Source organism: Paenibacillus sp. FSL R7-0312, from assembly GCF_038004445.1.
GTDB lineage: Bacteria > Bacillota > Bacilli > Paenibacillales > Paenibacillaceae > Paenibacillus_AQ.
The window spans coordinates 7356784-7371088 of the sequence record NZ_JBBORE010000001.1; the positions used below are offsets into that span (position 1 = coordinate 7356784).

The 14305-nt window shown below is 49.7% G+C and carries 9 protein-coding genes and 1 pseudogene; 1 reads left to right on the top strand and 9 read right to left on the bottom strand.

The features are described from left to right. Positions 1 to 187: 187 nt before the first annotated feature. Positions 188 to 889 carry an RNA polymerase sporulation sigma factor SigK gene (gene sigK / locus MKX70_RS31735; protein WP_042233525.1) on the bottom strand — a complete coding sequence of 234 codons (702 nt, stop codon included), beginning with the start codon at positions 887 to 889 and terminating at the stop codon, positions 188 to 190. 580 nt (positions 890 to 1469) lie between these two features. On the opposite strand from sigK, the gene MKX70_RS33515 reads away from it, so the two are divergent. Next, complete coding sequence (locus MKX70_RS33515) at positions 1470 to 1586, top strand: helix-turn-helix transcriptional regulator (protein ID WP_445323731.1); 117 nt, start codon at positions 1470 to 1472, stop codon at positions 1584 to 1586. Between the two features lie 156 nt (positions 1587 to 1742). Here the strand turns inward: MKX70_RS33515 and MKX70_RS31740 are convergent, their stop codons facing one another. The 8 genes and pseudogenes from MKX70_RS31740 to MKX70_RS31775 all read right to left on the bottom strand — a co-directional run bounded on the left by MKX70_RS31740 (position 1743) and on the right by MKX70_RS31775 (position 14071). Next, positions 1743 to 3095: a sodium-dependent transporter gene (locus tag MKX70_RS31740; protein WP_340841527.1), complete on the bottom strand. Its 1353-nt coding sequence runs from the start codon at positions 3093 to 3095 to the stop codon at positions 1743 to 1745. Positions 3096 to 3336: 241 nt separating this feature from the next. Further along, a pseudogene (locus MKX70_RS31745) lies at positions 3337 to 3555 on the bottom strand (RNA polymerase subunit sigma-70); the annotation flags it as partial. Between the two features lie 799 nt (positions 3556 to 4354). Beyond that, positions 4355 to 8788 (bottom strand): chromosome segregation ATPase, encoded by a 4434-nt coding sequence (locus tag MKX70_RS31750; RefSeq protein ID WP_340841528.1) that lies wholly within the window; start codon positions 8786 to 8788, stop codon positions 4355 to 4357. Then, the gene (locus MKX70_RS31755) at positions 8766 to 9542 is read right to left on the bottom strand and encodes a DUF6063 family protein (protein ID WP_340841529.1); all 777 of its coding nucleotides are present in this window, start codon (positions 9540 to 9542) and stop codon (positions 8766 to 8768) included. The genes MKX70_RS31750 and MKX70_RS31755 overlap by 23 nt, the downstream gene beginning before the upstream one ends. 1 nt (position 9543) lies before the next feature. After that, the gene (locus MKX70_RS31760; protein WP_340841530.1) at positions 9544 to 11055 is read right to left on the bottom strand and encodes a replicative DNA helicase; all 1512 of its coding nucleotides are present in this window, start codon (positions 11053 to 11055) and stop codon (positions 9544 to 9546) included. Beyond that, complete coding sequence (locus MKX70_RS31765; RefSeq protein ID WP_340841531.1) at positions 11028 to 12080, bottom strand: Wadjet anti-phage system protein JetD domain-containing protein; 1053 nt, start codon at positions 12078 to 12080, stop codon at positions 11028 to 11030. Before MKX70_RS31765 ends, MKX70_RS31760 begins: the two co-directional genes overlap by 28 nt. 158 nt (positions 12081 to 12238) lie before the next feature. Then, positions 12239 to 13228 (bottom strand): VanZ family protein, encoded by a 990-nt coding sequence (locus MKX70_RS31770; RefSeq protein ID WP_340841532.1) that lies wholly within the window; start codon positions 13226 to 13228, stop codon positions 12239 to 12241. A 33-nt stretch (positions 13229 to 13261) separates the two neighbouring features. Beyond that, positions 13262 to 14071, bottom strand: a complete 810-nt coding sequence (locus MKX70_RS31775) for a protein phosphatase 2C domain-containing protein (protein ID WP_340841533.1) — start codon at positions 14069 to 14071, stop codon at positions 13262 to 13264. Between the last annotated feature and the right edge of the window lie 234 nt (positions 14072 to 14305).

Sequence of the window (14305 nt, forward strand, 5' to 3'; positions counted from 1 at the left end):
GTCCTGTTCATTCATATTCTCGATCTTTCCCGTACTTATAGTTCGAGTATACTACAGTACAGCGCATTTTATATCCGCCTAAAGCTTAAGCACAATACAGTGAATTTTGAATTCCTAACTTAGAAATCACAAATAACCTGCAGGATCGAGACATCTAATGTCTCATTCCCACAGGCAACTTCTAACCTCACCGCTTCGCCTTATAAAACTCATGATACAGCTTCATGAGCGCCCGCTTCTCTATCCGCGACACATAACTCCGCGAGATCCCTAAGTCCTTCGCAATCTCCCGCTGCGTCCGCTCTTCACCGCCGGTGTCCAGACCGAAGCGGCCGACCACGACCTCTTTCTCGCGATCATCCAATATATCAAGATTACGGTATATCTTGCTCTTCTCGATTTTAAGGTCGACTTCCTTAATTACATCATCCGCCTCAGACCCGAGGATATCGATCAGCGTGATCTCGTTCCCTTCTTTGTCTGTCCCAATCGGATCGTGCAGAGACACGTCTTTCCGGGTCTTTTTCAGCGACCGGAGATGCATCAGGATTTCGTTTTCAATACAGCGGGCAGCAAAAGTCGCCAGCTTCGTGCCCTTATTAGGCCGATAACTTTCAATCGCCTTAATCAGCCCAATGGTGCCGATGGAGATCAGGTCCTCCATGTCTTCGCCGGTGTTGTCGAATTTTTTTACTATATGCGCTACGAGTCTCAAGTTGTGTTCGATCAGCAAATTCCGTGCTTTGGCGTCCCCCTCGGCCATCATCCCTAAGTATTTGCTCTCATCCTGCTCCGATAAAGGTTGGGGGAAAGCATTGTTCCTTACGTAAGATACCAGCAGCGTCAGTTCTTTGATCAGCAGTGCAATCGTGCTTATGATTCCTGGCAACTTGGCGACACCTCCCGCACATGTACAATGAAACCGATCTGTAGTCGAGAACTACGGGTTCATGGTCTCTTTATTGTATGTGGGTAGATGCCTAGAAGTGCATGTACGGGTAAATAGGTACGAGCTATGGTGAACAGGATTTACTATGGAATGGATCCTAGAAGGGCTTGCGAATAGCTATCATCCGACATTACATATTTATTGCGGTCCTTATTTCGTCTATTCTTATCCCTTTTTGCAGCATGTCTTAATTATTCTGAGAATAACCGCTATATTTACCTCTATAATCATAGAACGAAGCACCCACTGTATCATTTCATATCTTTGAGCTATTTCTTTTAGTCTCTTTACAACCATGCTGGTATAAATTCCTGCCAGAATAGGGGATGGCCCTTCATTCTTATATGGGTTTTCAGACAATATTCAACAACAGCATCAGCAGGTGGTCATCCCCAAAGATTATTCGGAGTTTAGAAAAGCTTTTGAAAGCAGGATATCAATATCATTGCTCTGCACAGTTTCACGAAATTCTTGCAATGATACAGAATGAATTGAAAACCTCCGGTGCGAGCAATATTATATTCATAGTCACTATACGGATTCTTCTATTACGGTTAGAAAGCTTGCAGAAATGTCACATATGAGCGAGGTATATTTCAGAAAGCTGTTTAAAGAAACATTCTCTATTTCTCCATAGTGGAGGGCATCTGGAAAAAACCTGACTAATCCATACTGTATCATGAGTTTTATAAGGAAAAGAAACAATTCATTCAAAAAGGGGGTGTCCCGAAAGCCATGAAATGGCTCGGGGCACCCCGTTGATTATTCATTCTGCAGATGAATGGTTGTTGAATTAGAAGGTGAGAATTCCCGAGGTATGGAGCAACACCAGGAACACCAGAATAGGCGCAACATACCGGAGCATGAACAACCAGATGCGGAACCAGCGTGCCTGTAGTCCAGCTGCTTCCGCTGCCCCTTTCCAGAAAAATCCGGCAAAAATGGTAATCAGCAGACCGCCAACCGGCAGCATAATGTTGGAGGTGATGAAATCCATCCAGTCAAACAGGGCTTTGCCACCAAACGTAAGCTCAGGGAACATCCCCAGCGACATCGCTGAAGGAACACCGAGCAGGAAACAGAGCAGAGACAAGATCCAGACCGAACGTTGGCGGCTCCAGTTCCAGCGCTCCATCGCGAAGGATACTGGTACTTCTAGCAGGGATACGGCCGAGGTCAAAGCAGCAATCGCCAGCAGGATGAAGAACAGACCACCGAAGAACGCACCGAAAGGCATAGCTGAGAAAGCCGCTGGCAGAGCGATAAAAATCAGCGAAGGCCCTTGATCGGGGGCAATGCCAAACGAAAACGTCGTCGGGAAAATAATCAATCCGGCGATAAACGCATATAGCAAATCTCCGGCGCCAATCGCAAATGCAGCGGTACCCAGCGACTGATTTTTATCCACATAAGAACCGTAAGTCAGTAGAATCCCCATCCCGAGCGACAATGAGAAGAAGGCATGTCCCAAGGCGACCAGCGCAGATTCCGCCGTCAGCACCGAGAAGTCCGGTTTGAGGAAGAAGGATACACCTTGGTCTGCACCCGGCAAGGTTAGCGCGCGAATCATCAACACAATGAGGAGAACGATTAGGCTGGGAATCAATACTTTGTTGAATTTCTCAATCCCGCCCGAAACCCCAAGGATGACTACGCCCGCCGTAATCAGGATGGCTACGCCCTGCCAGACAATCGGCATATACCCTGAGATAAAGGAGCCAAATTCACCTGCGTAATCATTAGTACTGAACAGTTGTCCATTGAAGGCAATCATCGCATAGTTCAGCGTCCAGCCTGCAACAATAATATAAAAGGAGAGGATTAAAAAAGGTGCCACCACTTGCAGAATTCCGGCTGCCTTCCAGCCTTTCCCGCCTCCGGCACGTATGAACGAAGTCGCCGCGCTTCCGCGTCCGCTGCGTCCGATGGCCAGTTCGGCCAGCAGCACCGGCAAGCCGATCAGTACCAGACAGACGATGAAGAGAAGGAAGAAAGCCGCACCGCCATTTTCCCCTGTAATATAAGGGAACTTCCACATATTCCCTAGACCAACAGAGCTGCCGATGGCAGCGAAAATAAAACCACTGGAAGAAAATCGCTCCTTCTTCTCCGTGAGCATATTTTTGTCACCTTTAAACTGATTCATTTACTAACCCCATTTTCTTTTTTAGACCTAATTATAGCTTAAGTAACCAATAGAGTCATAAGAAAATTTTCTAATTCTCTAATAATTATTACCTTTTTTCTGACTAAAAAATCAAAGCATCAGGGTCAATGTTGACGCTAATGCCAAGCGTGTCTACAGTCAGATTTCGAATCATGCTCTTCCTGCCGCCGTTATTTCCGACAAATCTTGAATACTGGCCACAATGATGAGTCCCCTCCCACCCTGCTCGTCCAAACCTCTTCACTATATGGGCAACCAGCCGCAGATTATGCTCAATTAGCAAATTCCGTGCTTTAGCATCCCCCTCGGCCATCATCCCTAAGTATTTGCTCTCATCCTGCTCCGATAGAGGCTGGAGAAAAGCGTTGTTCCTTACGTAGGATACCAGCAGCGTCAGTTCTTTGATCAGCAGCGCAATCGTGCTTATGATTCCAGGCACCTTGGCGACACCTCTCGCACATGTACAATGAAACCGATCTGTATTCGATTCAAACTGCAATTGTTCTTCATGATCAAACAACAGAGGAGCTTTCTCTCTATTAATACCAGGTTCCATCCCGGCTATTAAGGAAATTAAATGATCCATCTGATTATATTTGCGTTTGTCTGTGCTTTAGGAAGGTGCAGCGGAGGCTGCGGTCCGCTTCTTGGATTCGCTACTCGCTGATTCCTTGGTCTGCAGTACGTATATAGCAAAAAGTGTTGCCGCCACATACTTACAACTGGCAGAGTTCTCGTAAGCAGGACAAGTACAGTAGACTTCGGTATCATTTCCTGTAAAATTGATATTAAAAATCTCAACGTGGTAAGCTTTGCTTCCTTTTACCCATGCTCTATAGCGGTTGATTTCTGCATCAAAGGTCAGCTTGCTTACCCGCCCGGAATTATAATAGGATTGTCCGCGCTTATAAAAGGTGTTCCCGCAGAAGCCTTTGATATCTTCTAAAGTAAAATTTATCTTAATCACCTTCTTTATTTCTAGGTAGCCCTATAATTCATCTCTGTCTGAAGCATTTTCATTAAGGGGTAGAGTCTCTCTAGTCTCAGAACCGTTTTGTTACGCTTCATGTTCTTCCCAAGTAATTCCAAAGGGGAATCCACCCTCTGTGTATCCGGCAATATAATAAAAATTCTCATCCTGCTCCAATACATCGTGTTCCATTGTCTTTGCTATCTTCTTCCGCTTTCGTTTCCTGCCTGACAATATAATCACGTCCTTATATATTAAACTCATAATCTCAAAACAACCCTAACTGATCCACCCGCGCTTTCATTCGCTCCAGCGTTTCGGGAGCATGATCCCGGAAGTAGGCATGCTGGATCTGCTGGGCCGGTTCGATAATTTGTTTGGAGCTATCGGTAGTGGTGCGCAGACGGCAGCTGTAGACAATCGGGAAATAGTCCTGGAGAAACTTGCCTTCTGCATGCGCGGTCAAGGCGATAATCTGGAAGCCCAGCTGCTCAGCGATGAAGAAGACCGGACTGAGTACATGATCGCTGGACGCCTTGCCGAACGGGTTGTCCAGGATAACGGTGCGGTGCAGCTTCATATTGGCCTTGATATATTGCCGCCGTTCAGCAACATAATTGAGCAGCCCGAGGAACAACGTCATATTCTTGCTCCATTTCTCCCCGCCAGACCAGCGGCCCGACTGTTCCCAGGAGTAGGAGGCCTTCGTCACCTGGTGGTCGTTCATTACCTTGCGGCAGGTGACCTTCATCGCTTCGCTCTTCAGAACAACCTGCAGCAGTTGCCTCGAGTCGAGCCATTTTTCCAGACTTTTGCGCACATCACTCTGCTGAGATTTGCCCTGCTCGTCCATAGATTGACTGCGCTCCAATTGGGTCAGAATCCATTCGATATGGCTGCGGATACGGTCCTTGCCGTCCTGGTCCTCCCACTCCGGAATGGAGAAGCTGTAGATTTCCCGCCAACCGTCCAACGTCTTGATGCGTGTCTTCTTCGGCAGCTCCTTCAGCTCCTGTACAATATGCTTCAGGTGCGTATGAATCCGCTGAATGAATTCCTGCAGGTCACGGTCATGGGTCTGAATGGTTTCCTCCATAATATGAATCGCCTTCTGAATCCGCGTCTCCATCGTCTGCCTGAATTCGATAACCTCCGCATAGGTTTCCTTCAGTTCAATCCCCTGGATCGCCATTTGCCTGAGCTTCACATCCTTCACACGTGAAATGCAGAAGTCTTTGAAGCTGTTTCTGCCCCTGGTAACCAGGCTCCGCTCCTTCTCCGCCTTCTGCAGACTACTTTGCAGAACGGTGATCGACCGTTCACTGAAGTCCATACGTGCATATGCAAAATCTATCAGAGAACGCTCCTCAAGCTGTACCGGCTGAAGCCGTTCGTCATCCAATCGGTACAGCAGGGCATGTTGGTTCCACAGCTGCAGCACCCCTGCGAGATCATGAAGCTGGCGTTCTACCGCATCACTCCGCTGCTTCCACTGTCTATGCTCCTGCTGCAACTGGGCAGTCTCCTGCTGCAGCCGCTGCTTCACCTGCTCCAGTTCCCCGTCAAACCTTGCCGGTGTCTGCTCCGGAAACTGCTGAGAGAACTGCTCGCGCAGAACGGTCATGCGCCCTTCACTCTTTTGCAGCTTACCCTGATGGGTCTGAATCCGCTCAGTCGTCTGCTCACGTTCCCTGCGGTACTGCTCAATCTGCTTCCACAAGACCTGCTTCTTCGCTTCCGGTTCAGCAGGCAGGGCCAGCCCCGAATCAAGCTCCGGAACCTCGCGGGACAGATCCTTCATCGCCTGGTCGGCCGATACTATCTTCTCCCGCTCATGCTTCTGTCCAATTTCCAGCTGGTTGCGCTCTTTCAGGATGCCGGCGCGCTCATACTCCAGCACTCTGTGCTCTTCCTTAAGCTCTGCCATCGAACGGCTGGAAGCGGTGTAAGTAAAGCTTTGAACCTTCCCGTACAAATCATCCATGTGCAACAATTGCAGCTGCATCCTGGCATCACTCGCTGCCTGCTGCACCGCCTCATGCTCTTCCTGAACCCGGGTCAGGCTGTATTGCTTCATTCCCAGCTGTCTTTCCAGACTTGTAACCTGATCTTTGACCGGAGAGAGCGCCTTCTCCAGTTCCTCTATCTCTACACCAAACGTCAGGTAACGTTGACCATCCTTCAGCCAATCCCCAAGCTGATGACTCAAATCCTGCATCTCAGTCATTTCCGTACGAATGGTCTCCATCGACACTTCGAGCTGTTTCAGTCGCTGTTCATTCTGCCTGTGTTCTTCATTAGATTTCATCAGCCCTTCACGGCCTGCCTGGAGCTGCTGTTCCAGGGCTTGAGAGACAGTCAGCGGGAACTTCAGCAGAAACTGCTGGAATTGCTGCTCCGCCTTTTGCCACAACGCCAGCCCCGCTTCCCGCTGCTCACGCTCACGCCGGGTCTGCTCCGCACGCTCCACAAGCCCTGTCTTCCACTGCCGGAATTTAACTTCATCTTCATTGTTCTGAAAGTGCAGTGGAACAATCCACTGCTCCGCTCCTCCGTTCACCGTTCCCTGTACCATCGCTGCCGCTTCCGCTGTACCCAGCACACGGATTGGAAAGACAAATTCACTTCGGGCAGCCGAGAGCTTCTGCATCAGCTGCCTCTTATCCCCGTCGGTAGTTACCAGTGTCACGGACCATAAACGGTCTTCCCTCCGGCCCCGGACCTCATCATCCAGGTCTAGGGCACGGATGTATTCGGTACCTGTCTGCAGTAGGCTGAATTGTCTGCCCCAGGACTTGATGAATCTCTCGATCACCGGATCAGCAAAAAATATCTCCTGCCCGTTATAGTCATCCACATATCTGTAGGCCAGCCGTTCTTTCAGCAGAGAGGCCGTCTTCTGCTCTTGCCGCTTCTGCACTCCCTCACGGAGCCGCTCTGTAATGGAAGCTTCTGTATCGTATACGGAGGTCAGCCTCTCCCAATTCGGACGTAGTCCGCCCAATTCCTGAACAAGCCCGGCCTGCTCCTCACGAAGCTGCTTCTGCTGCTGTTCAATCCTGGCAACCTCCCGTTCCGTCTTACGGACCTGTTCCACCACGGTACGTTGAATATCGCGGATGGCGCCTTTTTCTTCGGTGATCTGCTTGAGCTGGCGCATAGATTCAATCCGCTTATCTTCCAATTCCTGCTGCCGCGCCCCCCAGACCGGAATTTGCTCCTGCACTTTCTCCAGCGACGGATTAGCCAGGATGGCGCGGGCGATTTTATGCTGCTGCGTTTTTTTCTCATCCAGCTGCGTTTGCTTGTCCCGCAGCGTAAGCTCCCACTTCCGGGTCTCCTTGCGAAGTCCGTCGATGGCCGTCTCCGCCGTATGTTTTTCGCTCAGCAAGCTCTCCAGCTCGGAAGTATGCGCCTTAAGCTGTTCCCCTATTTCCGTCTCCTTCCGGGCAAAAACACTCCGCAATTCCCCGCCGTTCTGTTCCCAGCGCTCCTGAAGCTGCTGCTCGTCTTCATTCTGCTCCAATCTGTCGAGCTGCTGATCTACTTGACGCAAACGCGCTTCTGCCATCTCCCGGTCCACCCGGTGCTGGGCATATTTCAGCGAATAAAAAGAATGCTCCGCTTGCCGCAGCCGCTGATGCAGGACATCCGCCTCTCCCTGAATCTGTGCCAGCTCAGCTTCCAGTACGGACTGTTCCCGTTCAGCCTCAGCAAGCTCCAGTGACTTCAACTGCAGCTGCAGATTCTCATTCTGCTTCACCCATTCTTGCAGGCGCCCGGCAAGTCCGGCCTGCTCCTGCTTCTGTTCATCATGCTGCTGTCTGGCCAGCCGCTGGTAAGCCTTCGCCTCTGCACGTGCCTCATCATATCCTTCCTCCGCCTTATGCAGCCCTTCGTATAGCTGCACATATTGGCTGAGCTCCTGCAGAATCAGCTTATTTTCCCCAATCTGCTCCTTCAGCTCTTTGTACCGCTTAAAGCCTTCGCGATGAGACTCGAACAGACCTGCGAAGCTACCCTGCTCGAAGCCTTCCATCGTCTCCTCCACGGTGGGAATCAGCAGTCTGTCGAACAGCTGGGAGGTCGATTTACACTCATCGAAAAAGCTCTCGATCCCGCCCTCCGTGCTATTAATTTTGGCGACAGCCTCCCATTCCGAGGAGATAATATGATAATTCTCTTCCAGGTAAGACTTATACTCCTTGATGGTGCCAAACATCCGTGCCGTCAGCGGAAACCGCTGCGCCATCGAAGTATAATAATCCTGAATTTCGCCCTTGTCCGCCGGACGGTTCCTGCCCATGTACTCCTTCACATACGGAATATGATCCAGTCCATGAGCATCATGCTCACCATATTCATAGGCATACCGGAAGGAGTCTACTCCGCTGGCGTTCAGGAACAGGCTGACACAAGTGACCGCGTATCTGCGGCGCGGCTTATCGTTCAGAATCCATTCAACGGCGACATGAGCGGGACCATTCTCCAGCAGCAGCGTATCCTTGAGCTTGCGTCCGGCGAGGTCCGTATGCGGGAGCATTGCCTGTAACGCCGTCTGGATAAATACGGTCTTCCCTCCGCCGTTCTCCAGTACAATCGCGCCGTTATAGCCGTCGAACAGAAAAACTTCGTCATTGTACCGCTTGTTTCCGCCTTCATACAGCACATGAGTAAACCTAATTTTCGAGATCGACGGCATCCGGTTCCTCCCCCTCTGCATCCTTTTTCCGCTCATCCAGACGATATAGAAATTCCAGAATCCCCCGGTTATACTCAAGCTCCATAAAATACCGCCCCACAATGACCCTCGTCTTCCCGGTCAACGCCAGCTCGCCTGCACCCACTTCCTCTGCCAGCTGCTGCTCCAGCAGGAACCGTCTCGCCGTATCGAGAAAGCTGAGCCGGCTGATCGTATTCCCCGTTTGCCGTTTGGCCGTTTCCTTGATATCGTCCATCGTATCCCATTTCTCAATGATTGTTGACCAGTTATAGGAGAACTCCTGCTCGAAGCGCTTCAGTTGTTCCTCATCATGCTCCTTGAGCGATTCAATTCTCTCCTGAACCAGCATCGCCCATTCATCCAGCGGCAGGAAATTCCGGGTTGGCTCCAGACTCTGATAGCTGTCATAGAAAGCGCCAATGAACACAATCATCGCCAGATACATCAGGTACAGATCGGCATTCACCGCAGAAGCCCGCAAATAGGTTTTCTTCATATAATCATTGCTCACATGAAATGGGGACAATCGCGCCAGCGGAATGAGATACAGCTCATCTCCCGCTGCAATGACTGCGCAATCTACCTCCGCTGCAAACTGATCGACAAGTCCCCGGATTTCATCATCCGCCATATATTCCTGCAAGCGCTCCTTAGCCGCTGCTCCGTTCATAGCAAGCTGCGAATATAGCCGGAACGCCTGCATTACCGTTTCATTACTGTAGGTAAAGGCCATGTTATCCGTCCTCCCATTTTAGCTTCATATTCTGAATCTGATAACGTGTTCCCGTCATGGCCATACCTGCAGCTTCCTGGATCAGGAGCACTTTTCCTCCAAGCAGGCCGAATACCTTGTCCAACCCGGCACTGTCGTTACCCTGTTCTACAGACAGTGGTTTTACCGGACTCCGCTGATGCAGAATCAGCATGAAATCATAGAAGCTGCGCCGCTCCAGCCAATGCTGGTACCCGTAACCCTTAACCCGGTCTATGAATTGAAGAAGCTCAAGCTCCGGCTGCTGCTCCAGCTCCTGAATTAACAATTCCATAATTTCTGCAAAAAACGCGCTCCGCCGCAGCGAAAACTGCAGCCCGCTTTGTTCGTCCGCCGCTTCCAGAAATCCTTCCTCACGCGGACCTTGCTCCGCTGTCCCGGTAGTATTCTGCTCGGCAAACAACGTCAGTGGTGACCACGTTTTTCTTTGGGCAATTCCCATAAAGGGAGATACAATCCCTCTCATTGATTCCAGCGGAAGCGGCAGCCCGAAGATCACACCTGCAACATCCTGCTCGAAGTTAAAGGAGCTTAGCCCCGTGTAATATAATGATTCCTTGGCCGAATGTAGCGCATGATTCTTGAGATCCATACTTTTCTGCAATAGACCTGAATGTTCAGCATGTACCTTCTCCAGCTCACCCGCTATCCGCAAAATATATTCATAAGCCCGCTCATGCTTGTCCGGATGGATCGCAGCATACAGCCGCGTCCGCGTATCTCTCACAAATTGCCTTAGCTCGTCAAACTCTTCATTCTCACGCTGCAGTCGGGTGTAAATATCATCAAGAAGTCCGCTATATCGCTTCAGCGTCTCCTCCGAGACAATGCTGCGTTTGATTTCATGCTCAAGCTTCACCATACGCTCCTGTAGCGACTCAACGTCAACCCGCATTTCATTGATCTGGCGCAGCGCGCCCTGGAATTCGCCTTTTTCGAGCTGTTTGCGCAGCACCAATTGATGAATGGACAGCTGAAATTCCGAGTAGAACTCCTTCGTGGCGAACACCAGCTCCAGCCCGTCTTCATCCAGCGCATAGTATTGCGTATTCGTCTTGGCATCAAAAGCATTCGCCCGTAGAATTGACGTATACACAGTTTGCCGTTCCCGGGATTCCCAGTTGAAGAAGGTGAATTCGCGTTTCTTGCCCGAGGCCGGCCGGAAGATTTGAATGATATCGCGCGCCAGCTCCTCACATTTTGCAATGTCCACCTGCAGCTTATCGTCCATAACACGCAGCAAATACAAGGCCAGGTCTCTGGCGCCTACCTTCGAATTCCTGACCAGCTTCTGTTCGAAGAAAAACAGCAGCGCAAGCAGGCCCAGCTCCATCATATCCACCGGCTGTCCGTTTGCGTCGGTCTGCTTTTTGCGCTGCAGTTCAAATAAAGGATCAAACAGCGCCACCTTCGACATTCGTTCCTGAAAGCCGGAAAGCGTGCCTTCTAATTCGAATCGGTCCATTGCTTCCATTCTTCGCTCCTCCATATAACCTGCAGTTCTTCAGTCGTCAAGATTTCTTGTGGGTAGTAGTTGCCGGAACCGAGACATCTTGCAATCAGAGCCTGCTGATCCGTGGAGAAATAGTGGACAAACGCCTGAACCGCATCCTCATTTCTCCGCTGATTGCTTTTGCCAGGTACAAACGGCTTAGCCAGACACGCCTCATAAAAGGGAAGCGCCGGAACCATCGCCTGCCGTTTGTGTGTATCATACCAGATGCGGATTCCCTCAACATCGAGGTCACCGAAATAATAAAAGACCTGCTCACGGCCTGTCACCGGATACTGTAACGGGAACATGTCCATATTGCCGGTGATTTTATTGCCGCTGCCGTAGATGAGTGTGCTGAACGTGCTGGACGGCAGAACAGGGAGCAATGCCTGAAAGGTGGTTTTATTCTCAACAATTAGATGCAGACTACGGAGGGAGGCTGTGCTCTTCAGGGCTTGCGGGTTTATAGCAAACATTAGAGGATCAGATACCGGATGGATCAGGAGCTGCTCCCAGAGACCCAGCCGCTTCAGCAGCGCATAGCCGCCAAGCTCTGTAATCCACTTCTCATTGCCGGTCAGCTGAAAGCTTCGTTCCGGGGCGGGAACCGGGGCGGACGGGAATCCGTTTGTTTGTAAAAATCGGTCAATCCGCTCGATCCACGGCCTGTCCTGCTCAAACTGCTGCTCGGACAACGAAAAATAGCTGTCCAGCCCAATCGCCGGATGAAGTCTCAGACGATACTGCTGCAGCTTATGGGTATGGTACATGATTATAAACTGTTTGTTCACACGGTAACGATAGCACAGCGGCGGTTGTTTCAACGTGCGGCCAGCCGATTTCACCGGTTCCAGCACTCTACTATTCTCCAGTTCAAGTACGGCTCCCGCAAACTCGCGGGGATCGGCTGCCACGCCGGCAAACAACAACTCCAGTTCCTCAAGCGCAATGGTCGCCTTTTTGTACAGACTAAGGTGTTCCTCTATCATTTGTTTCATATTCATATGAAGAACTCCTGAACTAAATTAGTGGATAGAACTTAATGAATATAAGCTTCAGATCCTAATTATAACATAGGTCTCCTATATCCCTTTAGCCCATTCACCTCACAGGTTCTTCCACTTATTGTGTTGAATTTAGGTGGTTTGGTAGGATCAGCTTTTTATTCCTCCTGAACAACAACCAACAGTACCATGGCGGTTGGCTCAGAACTACCGGTAAGCCACACTCTGGCAGTGGGCATTGTGTCTGTCTCTTTAACTGGTGAATTCATTATTGTTCCGAGATCTCCGGGATTTTTTTCTTCATATCTGCTTATAACCTTGAATTTCAAAAGACCTTTCTTCTCCACACGAACATACTCGAAGAAGATCCGCGTAGATGCATTGATAGATATCTGCTGATCCTCGATTACATACTCAGGTAATTCACTGCTGTCTTTGCCGCTAACCATAACAGCCTCGGATTCCGTAGATAACGTGAATGAATTCTCCTCCACCGCAGCCAGCCTACCGGATAAATCACCTTTCATATATACGTCTATTCCGCCCAGCTCCGGCTTATTTTCGGTGACATACTCTACCCCAGTATCCATGAATGGCAGCAGTTCAGGTTGGACCAACCCAATCCCAACGATTCCCCCGATACCCGACAGCAGATAGAATCCGACAATCGCCCCTAAAAGACGTTGCCGCGAATATATCATCCGGCTCATTCCCTTGTACACAGCGATTCCCAGCATCCCGCCTGCAAAGTTCAACAGAATATCATCAACATCGCTGCTGCCCAGAGCCAGAATATATTGAACCATTTCCAGAGCCAGAGAAACGGACAGAATAATAATGGCCTTGACCCTAAAAGATTTGCCGTGGCCCTGATAAGAAACAAACAGCCCCAAAGGAATAAAAATAACAATATTACCCAGTATATTCGCTAGCGCCCTCATACTTCCCATGGTCTCATTGGTAACAAACCCGGCAATGGTGTGGAAAGGAATCACATTTATACTTCTCAGCTGGGAATCCAAATCAAACATAGAAGTTACGGGAATTGTCTTAAACAGAACAATTTGCATAACAAATAGCAAATACACTCCAAATAACAGATACATTACGATGTGCAGCACCCGGCCGCCAGTTCGCTTTGCTTTCATTTGTATCCTCTTCCCTTCCTTACTTTAATCTCCCTAATCACTAGGCATAGCAGCCCCCTTGCTATTATCGTAACTCCAGGCAATAACCGTAGCGCTGTCCCGCCCTAACTGCTGATGCACATCCGTCAACAAGCCTTTTACACAAATACCCATATCGTCCTCCCCTGTAAAAGCAAGATAAAGTCTGCGCGGGTCCTCCAGTACCCTCGCTCCAACCTCCAAAAGACCGTCCGTGGTCAGCACGATCATGTTAGGCCCCTGCCGCAACTCACGGATTCCCGAGGAGTAACAGGCAACGGGCTGGGCGAAGGTATTCACGAATCCGATCCATTCATAGAAATTACGCTGGTTCAATGCATACTGCCCGCGGGCGGCAAGCTCCGGATGCAGCAAATACAGCGAATTATCGCCTACCGAGAACCACCAGATGTAATTCTCCATGCGTACGCAGATCAGGCACGCCGTCTCCCCTGTAACCTGCCGGCACTGCCTTATGAAATCCTCCGATTTGAATATAGACAACAGAAGTCCCTCCAGCGCGTGAAGCGCTTGATGAACCGGCAGGGAGAGGAGCTTAATGATTTCGCCAGCCTCTCTGTCGATTGTACGGACCAGTAGCTCCGCACTCTCTGCAGTTTTGTGCGCATCCAGAAGCATGGTGAATTCCCAGCCGCCGCCGGGTTCCAGTAATACATAGGCACCATCTTCATTCTTATCTGCACCTGCTGCAGTGTTCCCGCCGTAACGGCCGATAACCATACTCTTATGTGTAAGCGTTATCGGATGATCCGAATACATATCATCGCTGCCCACCCAGCTGAACTTATCAAATTCCTGTACCATCCTGATCCTCCTGCCTCTGCTCACCAGATGTTATGTTTTCATTATTATACGCTGTTCGGGAGGTGAATTGGATTTAGGATTATCTAATTTGGTAGGCAGGCTAAACACACATACAAGAATTTATAAAAAGTTTATCTCTTATTTAACTTTAACCCGGATTCTTCCTCCTTTTATTTATGCCTGTGTTAAACCTTTGCCTTAAGATAAGAAACATCTTCTAGCGGCTGACCTAGC